The sequence below is a fragment of the Avibacterium paragallinarum genome (assembly GCF_011765605.1).
Taxonomy (GTDB): Bacteria; Pseudomonadota; Gammaproteobacteria; order Enterobacterales; family Pasteurellaceae; genus Avibacterium; species Avibacterium paragallinarum.
The window spans coordinates 1,153,780-1,168,557 of the sequence record NZ_CP050316.1 but is presented as its reverse complement, the minus strand read 5'-3'; the positions used below and the strand labels follow the sequence as shown (position 1 = coordinate 1,168,557).

The window sequence follows — 14,778 nt, the reverse complement described above, 5'->3', positions numbered from 1 at the left end:
AACTCGTTAAGTTTACGCTGTTCTCTTTTTTTTCGCCAGTAAATTTTTGATTTAGGGCGAAATATGCGATAATCACCCTTTTCAATTAACCAAGAGAGCCTTAAGCCTTGCCTGCATTATTTAATCAATCTTTATCTTGGCAGCATTTACGTCCTACGTTGTCGGTGCAAACTGCCACATCGCAAGCGACGGATTTTTTTGCTTTACAGCCGCGTGCTAGTGCGAGTATCACGCAATTTATGCAAAATTCTGACCGCACTTTGTTAGTGTTGAAAGCGGATCAGCAAACGGAATATGCGGCGTTATTGGCGGATTACGTCGGCAATTTACAGCCGCCAGCACTACCGCTACACGGTGTGCATTATGAGATTGAACAAGGCTTAGCACAGACATTTCCTCACATCACAATGCGGGCAGCTCAACACCACGAAGCCAATTTTGCCAATAAAAAAGCGGTTGCCAGTGCGATTTATTATGATAGCCAACGGCTCTTCGGCAATGTTCGTGTTCATTCTTCATCGCAACAGATTGATTTACAAAGTGGATTAGTGCATCAACTCAATGGCGGCGTGTTGATTTTAAGTGTTGAGCCTTTATTAACGCAGGTGGGCTTGTGGGAACGTTTGAAGCAGATCTTAACTGAGCAACAATTTCATTGGCAATCTTCGCACCCTTATAAAGCCTTGCCTTGTGAAATTCCGAGCTATCCCCTTGCTTTGAAAGTGATTTTGCTCGGCGATCGCACACAACTTGCCTTATTAGAAGAACTGGACGAAACCCTCTATCAGTTGGCAGATTATAGCGAAATCGAAAGCTATTTTTCTTTAGAGAATGAACAAGATCAGCAACAATGGGGCGATTATGTGCGATCTTATGCGCAATCTTTTGGGCTAGAAATTTCCGCTGAGGGGCTGAATAAGTTGTACCAGCTCTTGGTGCGAGAAAGTGAAGATCACTATTGCATTAGCATTTCCCCGCTGAAATTAAAAGAAATACTGAGTAACACCCGTACTCTGGTGCAGAAATCTTCATTAAGTGCGGTGGATTTTGAACAATATTTTCAATCGAAACAACACCAACAAGGCTTTTTGCAACAGCAAACTTACGCGGATATTCTGCACGAACAAATTTATGTTGCCACACAAGGGGAGGCAGTGGGGCAAATCAACGGGTTATCGGTGATTGAATATCCGGGTAGCCCCATTTCTTTTGGTGAACCCTCGCGTATTAGCTGTGTAGTGCAGTTAGGTGAAGGGGAAGTTATTGACATAGAAAGAAAAAATGAGCTAGCAGGGAATATTCACGCCAAAGGTACAATGATTGCTGAAGTGTGTTTGGCGAATATGTTAGATTTGCCTAGCCAGTTGCCTTTTTCAGCTTCTATCGCCTTTGAGCAGTCCTACAGCGAAATTGATGGCGACAGTGCGTCGTTGGCGTGTTTTTGTGTGTTGGCAAGTGCGTTATCTCAGCAACCGCTGCCACAATCTATCGCCATCACAGGGGCGATCGATCAATTTGGTTTGGTACATTCCGTAGGGGGCGTTAATCAGAAAATTGAAGGCTTTTTCGCAATTTGCGAAAAGCGTGGGCTAACGGGCGAGCAGGGCGTAATCATTCCCACTGCCGTACAGCCTCAACTGAGCCTTTCTGAACAAGTCATCAGTGCGGTGCAAAATCAGCAGTTTTTTATTTGGGCAGTGGAAGATGTGTTCCAAGCCTGCGAAATTCTCTTCAAACGGCATTTATTAGCGGAAGAAGATTGCACTTACAATGAGGAAAACCAACCTTTAAACCTGCTGATTAATCAACGCTTATCGCTCCATTCCGAGCAACAAAAAAGTGGCTTTTGGCATTGGTTGTTTAGGCGGAAACATTAGCCGATAAAACGTGGCATCGTGCAACATCTCGAAAATAGGCGACAAGTGGGGTCGCCTATTTTTTTATTTGAAATGATATTTCAATCCCACTGATCCGATAAGTTGAGCTAACAAGTGTTAGCTCTATCTATTTTGTGAAATAGCTGATAGAATGCCTGAAAAGTTGATACAATCCGTATCGTCATCATTAAGAGGAATAAAAAATAATGAACACTTGTACACCGAATAAGAAGAGTAGCTACAGCTATGAGGATTTATTGGCATCAGGACGTGGTGAACTATTTGGTAAGCAAGGCCCACAGCTCCCCGCACCCACAATGTTGATGATGGATCGCATTGTAGAAATGAGTGAAACAGGTGGCGATTTTGAGAAAGGTTATATTGAAGCAGAATTAGACATTCACCCTGATTTACCCTTCTTTGCTTGTCATTTTATCGGCGATCCCGTAATGCCGGGTTGTTTAGGGCTAGATGCGATGTGGCAACTTGTCGGTTTCTATCTGGGCTGGATCGGCGGCAAAGGAAAGGGCAGAGCCTTAGGCGTTGGTGAAGTGAAATTCACTGGGCAAATTTTGCCAACAGCGAAAAAAGTGATTTACCGCATTAATATGAAACGTGTGGTAAACCGCAAATTGGTAATGGGATTAGCAGACGGTGAGGTAGAAGTGGACGGTCGAGTAATTTACACCGCCACGGATCTCAAAGTTGGATTATTCCAAGATACTTCAGCGTTTTAATTCCTTTTTGCATTCTCTATGATCTTGGCTCAAGCAGTTTTCCCCTTTTTCGCTTGAGCCTTTTTTATGCCTTCAAAATAAGACAAATTGAAATATGAGTTAGTCTTTCTCATCAATAATATCGGCAAAGATCCCATTAATGCAACGGGCAAGAGCTTGCGGTGCGAGTTCAACGCTCAAGCCACGCTTTCCACCTGAAACGTAAATTTGCGTAAAGTCTAACGCGGATTGTGCAATCACCGTTTTCAACTGTTTCTTTTGTCCTAAAGGGCTAATTCCCCCCACTAAATAACCTGAACTTTTCTGTGCCGCATCTTTCTCTGCCATTTCTACTTTTTTCGCACCAATGGCTTTTGCCGCTTTTTTCAAATTGAGCTTATTTGCTGTCGGCAACACAAAACAAGCCAGTTTTTTCTGATCGCCATTTTCAGCGACTAAGAGAGTTTTAAAGGATTGCTCTGGTGGAATGCCTAATTTTTCCGCCGCTTCATCGCCAAAATGCGTATTATTGGGATCGTGATCGTAATGATGAAGCACAAAAGGGATTTTTTGCTTTTTTAGTAAATCAATGGCGGGCGTCATTTTCCTTTCCTACAAAAATTCTGTAAAATGCGGGGCTTATTTTACGCTGATTATCAAGATCAAGGGAGAAAAAATGTTAAAAATTGCGATTGCGGCAGAATTTGAGCTTGCCGAAAAACTCGCCGATAGCCTAGCCCAAAGTCAATTAGAGATTGCAGAGTTGGCTGTGGTAGAAATTTACCCATTTAATGAAGAACAAGGCATTCGCTTCAACAATAAAGCTGTTGCTCAGTATTCACCCGAAGACGCGGATTGGGCGGCGTTCAATTATGTGTTTTTCGCGGGTGAAGTGGCTCACGCCAGCCATTTAGCCAAAGCGGCAGAAGCGGGTTGTGTGCTTATTGATCTGTTTGGCATTTGTGCCAGCTTGCCTGATGTTCCTGTGGTTATTCCAACGGTGAACGATCAGCAATTAGCGGAGTTGCGTCAGCGTAATATCGTTTCTCTCCCGAACCCGCAAGTTACGCAAAGCCTTTTGCCATTGGCGGACGTTTTACAAAATTATCCGTTAAAACAACTCATTATCAGCTCATTCCTGCCCGCGTCTTATATGGGTGATGAAAAAGTTGCTGAGCTTGCGGGGCAAACTGCACGGCTTTTGAACGGCATTCCGTTAGATGAAAATGTGCAACGCCTAGCCTTTGATGTTTTCCCTGTGAAAAGTGCCAATTTATCTGCTCAAGTGCAAAAAATTTTCCCACAGCTTGATAATGTGGTGTTCCACCCAGTGCAAGTACCCGTGTTTTATGGAATGGCTCAGCAAGTGAGTGCGTTTTTTGATTATGAGGTATCGAGCGAAGCAGTTGTGGAGATGTGGCAACAAAATGCTTTGCTTGATTATCAACCCGAAACGCTCATTACCCCTGTGATTAATGGGGAAAAGGAAAACGGCGAAAATGACGTGAAGCTGCATTTAAGCAATCTTAGCCAGATCGAAAGTGCGGTGCAAAATGGCATTGAATTTTGGTCAGTGGCAGATGACCAACGCTTTACCCTCGCTTTAATGGCAGTGAAATTAGCCGAGCAAGTGTATCAAGCGGGCTATTAAGATTTCAGCCCTACTTTATTTTGAGCTTCATTTTATTGAGCTTTAACGGCGATCACCACGGTAAAAAGTGCGGTCAGAAAAATAAGCAAATTTTCCACCGCACTTTGCTTTTTCTATTATCGTTATTTGATTGCAAAATAATACTGCCTTGCCTGATTTTGAATTGAAACAACGAGAAAAATTTGCGAAAAATCTATCGCGAAATCGTTTGCTTTCTGCTAGAATTGGCAGGAAAAACACCCTTCTTTAAGTCGCGTTTTTCATCTTTTTTATCAACGAAATTGGATTAAAAAATGGAAAATCAGTCTGTTCTACAAAAACTTTTTAAACTCAAGCAAAAAAATACCACAGCAAAAACAGAAATTATCGCGGGGATCACCACCTTCTTCACGATGGTTTATATCGTTTTTGTTAATCCGTCCGTGTTAGGTGATGCGGGAATGGATAAACAAGTGGTGTTTGTTACCACCTGTTTAATCGCCGCTTTCGGCACGATTGCAATGGGCTTGTTCAGCAATTTGCCTATCGCACTCGCTCCCGCAATGGGGCTGAATGCCTTTTTTGCTTATGTGGTAGTGAGCAAATTAGGCTACTCGTGGCAAGTGGGAATGGGGGCGATCTTTTGGGGATCGGTTGGCTTATTAGTGCTAACGCTGTTCCAAATTCGCTATTGGTTAATGGCATCAATTCCGCTCAGTTTACGCGTCGGCATTGGGGCGGGGATTGGCTTTTTTATCTCCCTGATCGGTTTTAAAAATATGGGCTTAGTGGTGGCAAACCCAGCAACTTTAGTGGCATTAGGTGAGCTACACGATCCGCAAGTGTTAATGGGGATTTTGGGCTTCTTTATTATCGTTGTGCTAGCGGCACGCAATATTTATTCTGGCGTGTTGATTTCTATCGCAGTGGTTACAACTTTAGCCTTATTATTTGATGATAGCGTTGTGTTTCACGGGATCATTTCAATGCCACCAAGCCTTGAACCAGTGGTGGGCAAAGTGGATATTGTCGGTGCGTTGGATACCGCCTTGCTCGGCATTATTTTCTCTTTCTTGCTTGTCAATTTATTTGACTCTTCAGGCACATTGCTTGGCGTAACTGATAAAGCAGGGATTAGCGATGAACAAGGCCGCTTCCCGAAAATGAAACAAGCCCTTTATGTGGACAGCGTAAGTGCGGTGGCGGGATCCTATATCGGCACTTCTGCAATCAGTACTTATATTGAGAGTGGGGCAGGTGTGTCCGTGGGTGGACGCACGGGAATGACGGCCGTTGTGGTTGGCTTGCTTTTCTTACTCACCATTTTCTTCTCACCATTAGCCAGCGTCGTGCCAGCTTATGCCACGGCGGGTGCGTTGGTTTATGTGGGAATTTTAATGGCTTCAAGCCTAATTCGTGTGCAATGGGAAGATTTAACCGAAGCCACCCCCGCCTTTATCACCGCAGCAATGATGCCGTTCACCTATTCCATCACTGAAGGGATCGCCTTTGGTTTTATTAGCTACTGTGTAATGAAAGTTTGCACAGGTCGCTGGAAGGAAGTGAATGCCCCTGTTTGGGTGGTGTCCTTACTCTTTATTGCCAAATTTGTTTGGGTAGGCTAAGTTTAAATTTAAAGAAATTAAGTGGGCGAAACCGCCCACTTTTCACATCTCACCTCTAACAAAGGAAATCAAAATGCAAAAGCTGTTATTTATTCTTCATTCTTCTCCTTATGGCGATGAGCATTTTTTTAGTGCTTTGCGTTTAGCATTACAGCTACAAGAACAGCATAAAAGTGCGGTACAATTACGCTTATTTTTTATGTCTGATGCGGTGGTTGGTGGGTTAGCACAGCAAACGCCTGCCGAAGGTTATCATTTACAACAAATGATCGAAACCCTCACTGCACAAGGGGCGACCATTAAACTATGCAAAACCTGTGCCAATGCACGAGGAATTCAAAATCTTGCTCTTGCAGAGGGCGTAGAAATTGGCACCTTGGCAGAACTGGCAGATTGGACGATGGAAGCGGATAAAGTCTTGAATTTTTAATTTATGATGACGACAAAAACAGAAATACTTAACCCAGCTACATTGCCCTTGCAAGGAGTGAGCTTGATTGAAGCCTCAGCAGGCACGGGTAAAACTTACACAATGGCTTCATTGTATATTCGTTTATTGCTCCAAGCGGGCGAAAATTGCTTTGACCAGCCGTTGCCTGTGGATAAAATTTTGGTGGTTACCTTCACGGATATGGCAACGCAAGAATTGCGGGAGCGTATTCGAGCAAGGATTTATCAAAGCAAGCAATTATTGCTTCAATATCAAGCCAGTAGTGATCCGCAGGTTTTCATCGCGGGTGGTGATCCCCTATTAGGCGAGCTGGTTAAAACCTTGCCTGATTTATCGCAAAGTATTCAACGCCTGAGCTGGGCAGAGCAGAGTATGGACACCGCTGCCATTTACACGATCCATAGTTTTTGTCGTCGTATGCTAATGCAATATGCCTTTAACTCGGGCGTGCATTTTAATTTGGAATTGGTGAGAGATGAGAGCGAATTGCTCGAACGCCTCACCAATGAATTTTGGCGAGAAACCTTTTATCATCAGCCTCTTGCGATCGCACAGTTTATCCAAAGAGAACTCTATAATCCGCAAGAATTACTGAAAAAAATTGAGCCTTATTTAGGGGCAGAAACCTTTAACGTTGCCCTTTCTGACGCGAGTTTGCTGGATTTATCCCTTGATGAATTTTTTCAGCAACGCTTGCTTCCACTGTATCAATCCATTTCCCATTTCAAACAACAATGGCTGAGCAATGAACAAGCGTTGTTTGACTTGTTGGAAGAAAATAAATCTAGCCAAAAAAACTACCGCACTTCGTGGGTTGAAAGTCGGTTTAACAAAATGCGTCAATGGGCGAATAACCCCAATGATTTTGCGTTACCCGATGTTTTTGAGCATTTCACCACTGCTAAAATTATTGAGAAAACCAAAGCGGGGAGTACGCCGCTGCAACATTTTCTTTTTGAACAGGCGGAAGCCCTCGCTCAACAGCAGGAATGCTCAACGCTCAGCTTGCCACTGGTGCTGTATCATTGCATTACAGGCATTCGGCAGAAGCTCATTCACTACAAACAACAGCACGTTGAAAAAGGCTTTGATGATTTATTACGTCTGGTGCGTGATGGATTGTATGCGGAAAATGGACAAGAATTAGCCACACTGATCCGCAATCAATATCCCTTTGCGATGATTGATGAATTTCAGGATACGGACGCACAGCAATATCAAATTTTCTCGAAAATTTATATTGAAAATGCCCCGCAACAGTCGGGCTTTATTATGATTGGCGACCCTAAGCAGTCTATTTATAAATTCCGTGGTGCGGATATTTTCACCTATTTTAAAGCCTCGCAACAGGCGGATCACCGTTTTACTTTGCAAGAAAACTGGCGTTCTACCGCAGAATTAATTGAATGCGTCAATGGCATTTTTAACTTTAGCTCGCCACCGCCCTTTTTATTTGATGATATTCAATTTTCCCCCGTCAAAGCGGGAAAAGCCTTGCCAGCGTTTAATCTTAACGGGCAAGATGAGCCTGCGTTGAGCTGTTATTTGAGTGAAAAAAATGATCGCCAAGCATTCGCCCAATATTGTGCCATTTCCATTCAACAATGGTTAAAAAGTGCGGTACAAAATCAAGCCCATTTTTCCGATCAACCGCTTAAAGCGAAAAATATCGCCGTGCTAGTGAGAAACCGCCACGAAGCGGAATTAGTCAAAACTGCCTTGCAAAATTTAGGCATTGCATCGGTGTATTTATCGGACAAAAGCAACGTGTTTGACAGCCCCACCGCTCAAGAAATGGCATTGATTTTGCAAGCTTGTTTAAACCCGTTGAACGAACGCTATATTTTAAATGCCATCGCCACCCGTTTATTCCATTTCACCAGTGCAGAAATTTACCAAATCAAGCAAGATGAAAACGCGTGGGAGAATCTTGTTGAGCAATTTTTTGCCTATCAAAAAACCTGGCAACAAAAAGGCATTTTGGTGATGTTACACCAGCTATTGCTCAACAGTGATTTAACCCAACGCTTGCTTGCCAATGCACAAAGCGAACGCACCATTACAGATTTTCTGCACCTCGCCGAATTATTACAACAAGCCAGCCGTCTGAATGAGAGTGAAGCGGGGTTATTGCGTTGGTTTGAAAAGCAAATTCAAGGCACAGATCGCCTTGAAGAAACCATTCGCCTAGAGAGCGAGCGAGATTTGGTGAAAATCGTTACCATTCATAAATCTAAAGGGCTGGCTTATGATTTAGTTTGGTTGCCTTTTATTTCCGCTCCCGCGAAAAACAAAAAAAATGCGATCAGCACTTATTATTCACCACAGCAAGAGAAAGTGCTGTGGGATATGGAAAATCAGCAACAAGATCAAGTAGATAAAGAAACCTTCGCGGAAGAATTACGCTTGCTCTATGTGGCATTAACCCGAGCCAAATACCAAGTGGCGATGTGCCTGCCAAAAACCTTTGAAGCTAGCTGGAATAGTTTTTTATATGTGCTAACGGAGGGGGAAATCGGGCAAGAAACGGCGTTGAAAAAGAAGGATTATCAAGCCGAGCCATTATTGCGAGCGTTGCAACAAAAAGTTGGCACGAATGCCCTTGCGTTGCGAGAGGCGAGCGAACTCACGCCAAGCGAAGCCATTATGCCAACCACAGCGGAACAACATTTTAGCCCTGCGATATTTCGTGGCAAGATTGAATATCATTGGGGGGTAACCAGTTTTACCGACATCGTGCATAAACATCAACGCAATAAATTGCACGCCTTAGATTCCGCCCAAGATCAAAGTGCGGTGGAAATGTTTAAGGTTTTTGATCAAAGCCGAGATTATGATTTTAATCTTCCCGCCGAAACCTCAATGGCAGAAAATGCGATCTTGCTAGAAGAAAATCCACTGCAAGATAGCCCTTATCCGCAAGGTTTTTCTCCTTTTGAGTTACCAAGTGGCGTGCGAGTAGGCACGATTTTGCACCGCTATTTAGAAAAAAACACCGCTCAATCGGCGATAGAAGAAGAGAACTTACAAAAACTTTGCAAGCAGTTGCAACTTGATGAACAATGGATTTCACCGCTGAAACAATGGTTTGAGGCGATTTATCACAGCCCATTATTAGCGGGGGAAAGCCTCAGCTTGGCACAAATTCAACCGCAAGATTGCTTAAAAGAAATGCAGTTTTATTTGAAATTGAGCAAAAATTTTGACGCGGCGGGCTTTAATCGAGCCTTGTCCCAATATCACCCTTACCCAAGCCAAGCCCTGATTTTTGAACGCTTGAAAGGAATGTTACGCGGGTTTATCGACCTCGTTTTTCGTCACAATGGCAAATATTATATTCTGGACTACAAATCGAATTTACTTGGCAATCAAGCGGAAAATTATCAGCCCGACCGCTTGCCCGCTGTGATGCAACAAGGCTTTTATGATTGGCAATATTTGCTTTATAGCCTCGCCTTGCACCGCTATCTTCGCCAACGTGATCCCCATTATCAGTATGAACGGGATTTTGGCGGCGTGATCTATACATTTTTGCGTGGAATGAACGGGCAAGATCAAACAGGCGTGTTTTTTGATAAGCCCGATTGGCGGCTCATTCAAGCTTTAGAGGAATTATTTTAATGCTCAGTCTTTTAAAAGAACTCAAACAAAAAAGCATTCTCAGCGAGGGCGATTACCATTTCGCCCGCTTGATTGCGGAAAAACAGCAAGGACAGCCTTATTCCCCTTTGCAACAAAATTTAGCCATTTTGCTTGCCGCACTTTGTCATTATTCCTATCAACAAGGGCATAGTTGCTTGCACTTAGAGGCGGATTTATTGCCCGCGTTGCTGAATTTGCCCTATAGCGAGCGGGATTATTTGCACCGTATTAATGAAAAAATTGAGCATTTGCCCGTTGAGCAGTGGCAATCTCAGTTGCAATCCCACATCGCCTTTACTCACCAGCCTCAAGACAAAGTTGCCCCGCTGGTGTTTCAATTTGAACGCTTATATTTTTATCGCATTTGGCAAGATGAATATCGCGTTGCGGAGTATTTCGCTAAAAGCACTCAGTCAATGAACGTGGCGAATGAAGCAACGCAAAAAATGCAAAGTGCGGTGCAAAATCTCGGCGTTTTTGACCGCACTTTAGAAAATGCACAAATTGCGGAGGTGTTGCAAAAATATTTCCCTGAAGCTCCGCAGAAAGGCGTAATCAACTGGCAAAAAATCGCGGTGGCAATGGCGATGAAACAGGCTTTCACCCTTATAAGTGGCGGGCCAGGAACGGGCAAAACCACCACCGTAACCCGTCTATTACTCGCGTTGCAAACCCTTTATCAACAGCAGTTACGCATTAAACTGGTCGCCCCCACAGGCAAAGCAACGGCACGCTTAAAAGAGAGTATGGATAATTCCCTTGCTCGCTTGAAAAAGGAACTCGCTCTTGATGATGAATTGATCCAAGCCATTCCCACTCAGCCTGAAACCTTGCACCGCTTGCTAGGCGTGCGTTTTTTTGAGGAAAATCCAAAGCACAATAAGCAAAATCCGCTCTTGCTTGATGTGCTGGTGGTGGACGAGTCTTCAATGATCGACCTATCACTAATGGCGAAATTGCTCCAAGCCTTGCAACCGCAAACGAAATTAATTTTGCTTGGCGATAAAGATCAGCTCGCTTCGGTGGAGGCAGGGGCGATTTTGGCTGAGCTAGGTAAGTTTTTGGCTCAAGGATACAGCCCTGATTTTGTTGCCTATTTAGCCCAAACCACAGGGCAAGCATTAGCGTCAAATCCAGCGGGCAATCCTATTCGCGATCACCTTTGCCATTTAACTCAAAGCCACCGCTTTGATGAACATTCAGCCATTGGGCGTTTAGCTAAGCTGATTAATCAAGGCAAAGCCGAAGAGAGCTGGCAATTTTTGCATAAAGACATCGCGATCACCCATTTTCAACAAGTTAGCCAGCAGGTAAATGATGAGATTAATTGTGATGTTGTCACAAATTCAGCTTTAAGCCTTGTGGATTTGGCACAATATCAGAGCGAAGAGGCGAATAGCCTTGTTTATCAACAACATTGTGCGAAAAGGGTAGTGCAAAGTGCGGTGTTAAATTACACCTATTTTTTGCAAGAAATCCAAAAGTTAAGTGAACAAACCTCGCCAATAACCCCTGAGCAAGTGCAACATATTTTTGCCGCCTTTAACCAAGTGCGTTACTTAACTGCCTTAAGAGTAGGCGAGTTAGGCAGCGAAAAACTCAATCAATACATCGCCGAAGGCTTGCGAGCAAAAGGGCTGGTGCAATTTCACCACCCCCGCGAACATTATGTAGGCAAGCCCATAATGATTACGCAAAATGACAGCAATGTGGGCTTATATAATGGCGATATTGGCTTATATCTCATTAGCCACGATGAACAAGGTATTAAACGCGGACGGTTTTATTTTGAAAACGGCAAACGCGAACTCGCTAGCCGTATTCCTAGCCACGAACCCGCTTTTGTGATGACCGTGCATAAATCGCAAGGCTCAGAATTTAACCACGCCCTAATGGTGCTACCCACCGACCCCAACCCCATTTTATCCCGCGAATTGGTGTACACTGGCATCACCCGAGCCAAAACTCAAGTGACTGTTTTCAGTACTGAGCAAAGCTGGAAAACTGCCGTGCGAAAACAAACGAAACGACAGAGTGGATTGGCGTTACAGCTACAACATCGCTGTGAATAAAACGGACTTTTCCCCAAAAAAACGCGGAGATTGAGTGAAAAATCCCGCGTTTTTTTATAGCGTAAAATAAGAAAAACAACCAAATTTTGCACCGCACTTAAAGTTTTGCTTGAATTATTCGCTTCAGCCAATTTTACCAAACGCCGAGATTTCAAGTGAAAAATCCCGCGTTTTTTTATAGCGTAAAATAAGAAAATTCATAGTATTTTTGTACCGCACTTTATTATTGTCAGCTAAGTGCAAAATAAACGCCAAGCGAGCAAGCAAACACTCCAAATGATAGGTTGTTCAGAGGGAAAAGAAAGGGAATTTCCCCGATGAATACACAGAAATAAAGGGCTTAGCAGTAAATTTTCCCCACCTTACGTTCTCTTTCCATTCACTAATGGCACGCAATGCCCACAATAAACACGCCGAATTACAGGGCTGAGTTTGTGAAACAATCAGCAAGAAAAATCCCCGCTTTATCAGAATAAAATAAAATCAAACGCATATCGCCTTAATTAAGAAAGCAAGAAATAAATACTAAAAAAGAGGTAATGAAATGCGAATAAAATCGTCAGCTAAAAAGCATTAATACATAAAATCACAAAAATAAAAGAAAAAATAATTTATAAAAATAACCATATCATTAATTACGGCTTTTTGTAATTTAAATATGCTATTTTTTAATATTATCGGGGGGGGGGGTAAAAGCAAAAATGTAATATTTATATTATAAATAAATCGAGGTATTTGTGTTAAGTTGTGTAAAGTGTTTTTGTTGTTTTTTGTTGTTTTGTTTTTGGATTTGTGGCTTAACTTCTTATTTTTGTTATTTAAATGCGTTATTTTTATGTTATTTTACATAAATTAATGCGTTGTTGTTTATTGTTGAAAATTAAGAAGAAAATAAAAAGAGATAAGACAACTTCTACTCAATAAGTGTTATTTTCTGTTGGGGGCTTTTTCTATATATTGCGTTAAATTTTTTAATCGAAATTCCGCAAAATGCTCTGGTTATTTAAGGGGATTTGGGGTGATTTCAAAATGAAATAACAATGAAAATAATAAATTGGAGGAGTACTTTTTATTCTAAGTTATTTCTGGCTGTTAATTAAAAACAGCAAAATGAAAAGGGGAATTTTTCGCCTTTTTTAACGGGTTTTCTCTCTGCCATCACTGCTTAGCAATCTGGATTTTCGCTAAATAAATGGGGGATGTGAAGGCAGAAAATAGTTATCAAATATTTTTTTTATTAAGGTTTTTATTATGAATAAGATTTTCAAAGTGATTTTTAACCGTGTAACCAATCGTCACGAAGTGGTGTCGGAATTTGCTCGAAATAGAGTGAAAGCCTCATCGGGAAGTAGCCAAAGCACCTCAAGTTCTTTCCTTTCTCGCTTTAAACTTTCCACCCTCACCCTAATGTTATTCGGTTTAAGTGCCACATTGCCGAGTTATGCCGCAAGTTTAGTAATTAACGATACCATACCGAACGCAAATTCAAGTTCAAATAGTTCAACAGATACCGAAACCATAAAAATGTTAGATGGGGCATCACAACCCTCTGATACCACCATTTCGAAAAAATATGCGGGTTATCAAGCGGGGGGCGGGAAAACCGATGTGAGCTATGATCCTTCCGTGTGGGACACCCCAGCTGGCTTTAACGAAAGCATTCACCGCGGTGTATTGGGGCCAAACAATTCCGATGCTTCAGCGAATAACCAGAAAAATTATACGGGAGCAAATGAAAAATATGCCAACTCCGTAGGGACGATTGCTATCGGGGGTGGTAACCGTGGAGCAGAAACTCATTCCAGAAACAGTGTTGCCGTTGGGGACGGGGCTTACGCGAAAGGGACAGTCGTGTCAGTAAACAAATGGTATTACAAAACAGGTGATGGTGGCTTTTTGCCCTATAACCCTAATGATCCAAGCAAACCAGCGGTAAGAGGGGATGGCGGATACTGGCTGGGGCCAGCCACCGCATTAGGTTTTTCAGCTAATGCCGATGGTTCAAGTGCAACCAGTATCGGGGCATTTACTCAGGCAAAGGGGGATGTAACGACAGCGTTAGGTGGTTCTTCCAAAGCCTTAGCTGATTATGCCCTAGCTATAGGCTTTGCAGCAAACGCCTTGGCAGATCGCTCCATTGCACAAGGGACGGGAGCCAAAGCCACAGCCAAATACGGGATTGCCATTGGTAACAATGCTCAAGTTGGGGACAGTGAAGAAATTAAGCAAAAAGAAAAAGAACTAGAAGAATACGGCTTAAAATATTTTAATGGCATTGAACCAACCACTTACACCAAAGAAGGTTATGAACAAAAACAACAAGAGCTGAAGGATTTATATAACCAAATTACCAATGCCACAGCCTTAGGGGCATATTCGATTGCAACCAGCCGAGGATCTAGTGCTTTAGGGGCACAATCAGAGGCTAATGCTGAACGTGCCACCGCAGTGGGGGGATGGGCTGAGGCTCATGCTGAAAACACCACCGCAGTGGGGGCAGTGTCTCAAGCTTTTAATGCTCGTGCAACCGCAATAGGGGATTCTTCCACTGTTACAGGTGAACGCTCTACGGCTTCAGGCTTTAATGCAAAAGCGGGCGGATATGGTTCTGTTGCAATGGGGACTAATGCACAAGCGGGCTGGACGCAAACAATGAAAGATGCAATGGATGCACGCAATACCGCAATTGATAAGAAAAAAAACTGCAAACCCAATTAGATACAGCAAAAAACAACTTAAATCAGGCATATAGAGATAATAATACT

At 42.9% G+C, this 14,778-nt stretch carries 9 protein-coding genes; 8 read left to right on the top strand and 1 reads right to left on the bottom strand.

The features are described 5' to 3' along the window. The first annotated feature begins 107 nt into the window (after positions 1 to 107). Both HBL79_RS05520 and fabA read left to right on the top strand, forming a co-directional pair. Positions 108 to 1,877: an AAA family ATPase gene (locus tag HBL79_RS05520; RefSeq protein WP_035684567.1), complete on the top strand. Its 1,770-nt coding sequence runs from the start codon at positions 108 to 110 to the stop codon at positions 1,875 to 1,877. Positions 1,878 to 2,083: 206 nt separating this feature from the next. Next, positions 2,084 to 2,614, top strand: a complete 531-nt coding sequence (gene fabA, locus HBL79_RS05515) for a bifunctional 3-hydroxydecanoyl-ACP dehydratase/trans-2-decenoyl-ACP isomerase (RefSeq protein WP_017807287.1) — start codon at positions 2,084 to 2,086, stop codon at positions 2,612 to 2,614. A gap of 99 nt (positions 2,615 to 2,713) precedes the next feature. On the opposite strand, the gene ybaK is transcribed toward fabA, so the two are convergent. Then, complete coding sequence (gene ybaK / locus HBL79_RS05510) at positions 2,714 to 3,196, bottom strand: Cys-tRNA(Pro) deacylase (RefSeq protein WP_035684571.1); 483 nt, start codon at positions 3,194 to 3,196, stop codon at positions 2,714 to 2,716. Between the two features lie 73 nt (positions 3,197 to 3,269). Here ybaK and HBL79_RS05505 point away from each other — a divergent pair, with 73 nt between their 5' ends. The 6 genes from HBL79_RS05505 (at position 3,270) to HBL79_RS05480 (ending at position 14,731) form a co-directional block, all read left to right on the top strand. Beyond that, a complete protein-coding gene (locus HBL79_RS05505) occupies positions 3,270 to 4,244 on the top strand; it encodes an oxidoreductase (protein WP_035684573.1) in 975 nt (324 codons plus the stop codon). A 293-nt stretch (positions 4,245 to 4,537) separates the two neighbouring features. Next, complete coding sequence (locus HBL79_RS05500) at positions 4,538 to 5,848, top strand: NCS2 family permease (protein ID WP_035684580.1); 1,311 nt, start codon at positions 4,538 to 4,540, stop codon at positions 5,846 to 5,848. Positions 5,849 to 5,921: 73 nt separating this feature from the next. Next, positions 5,922 to 6,278, top strand: coding sequence for a DsrE/DsrF/TusD sulfur relay family protein (locus HBL79_RS05495; RefSeq protein WP_017807284.1), 357 nt, complete (start codon positions 5,922 to 5,924; stop codon positions 6,276 to 6,278). Between the two features lie 6 nt (positions 6,279 to 6,284). Beyond that, a complete protein-coding gene (gene recB, locus HBL79_RS05490) occupies positions 6,285 to 9,920 on the top strand; it encodes an exodeoxyribonuclease V subunit beta (protein WP_035684582.1) in 3,636 nt (1,211 codons plus the stop codon). Beyond that, positions 9,920 to 12,013 (top strand): exodeoxyribonuclease V subunit alpha, encoded by a 2,094-nt coding sequence (recD, locus tag HBL79_RS05485; RefSeq protein WP_046097401.1) that lies wholly within the window; start codon positions 9,920 to 9,922, stop codon positions 12,011 to 12,013. The genes recB and recD overlap by 1 nt, the downstream gene beginning before the upstream one ends. Positions 12,014 to 13,264: 1,251 nt before the next feature. After that, positions 13,265 to 14,731, top strand: coding sequence for an ESPR-type extended signal peptide-containing protein (locus HBL79_RS05480; protein WP_167316916.1), 1,467 nt, complete (start codon positions 13,265 to 13,267; stop codon positions 14,729 to 14,731). Positions 14,732 to 14,778 lie beyond the last annotated feature (47 nt).

Excerpts from the sequence above, each read along its gene's own strand:
- recD (WP_046097401.1), top strand. The coding sequence starts at position 9,920 with ATGCTCAGTCTTTTAAAAGAACTCAAACAAAAAAGCATTCTCAGCGAG.
- HBL79_RS05495 (WP_017807284.1), top strand. The coding sequence starts at position 5,922 with ATGCAAAAGCTGTTATTTATTCTTCATTCTTCTCCTTATGGCGATGAG.
- ybaK (WP_035684571.1), bottom strand. The coding sequence starts at position 3,196 with ATGACGCCCGCCATTGATTTACTAAAAAAGCAAAAAATCCCTTTTGTG.
- HBL79_RS05505 (WP_035684573.1), top strand. The coding sequence starts at position 3,270 with ATGTTAAAAATTGCGATTGCGGCAGAATTTGAGCTTGCCGAAAAACTC.
- HBL79_RS05500 (WP_035684580.1), top strand. The coding sequence starts at position 4,538 with ATGGAAAATCAGTCTGTTCTACAAAAACTTTTTAAACTCAAGCAAAAA.
- HBL79_RS05480 (WP_167316916.1), top strand. The coding sequence starts at position 13,265 with ATGAATAAGATTTTCAAAGTGATTTTTAACCGTGTAACCAATCGTCAC.
- recB (WP_035684582.1), top strand. The coding sequence starts at position 6,285 with ATGACGACAAAAACAGAAATACTTAACCCAGCTACATTGCCCTTGCAA.
- fabA (WP_017807287.1), top strand. The coding sequence starts at position 2,084 with ATGAACACTTGTACACCGAATAAGAAGAGTAGCTACAGCTATGAGGAT.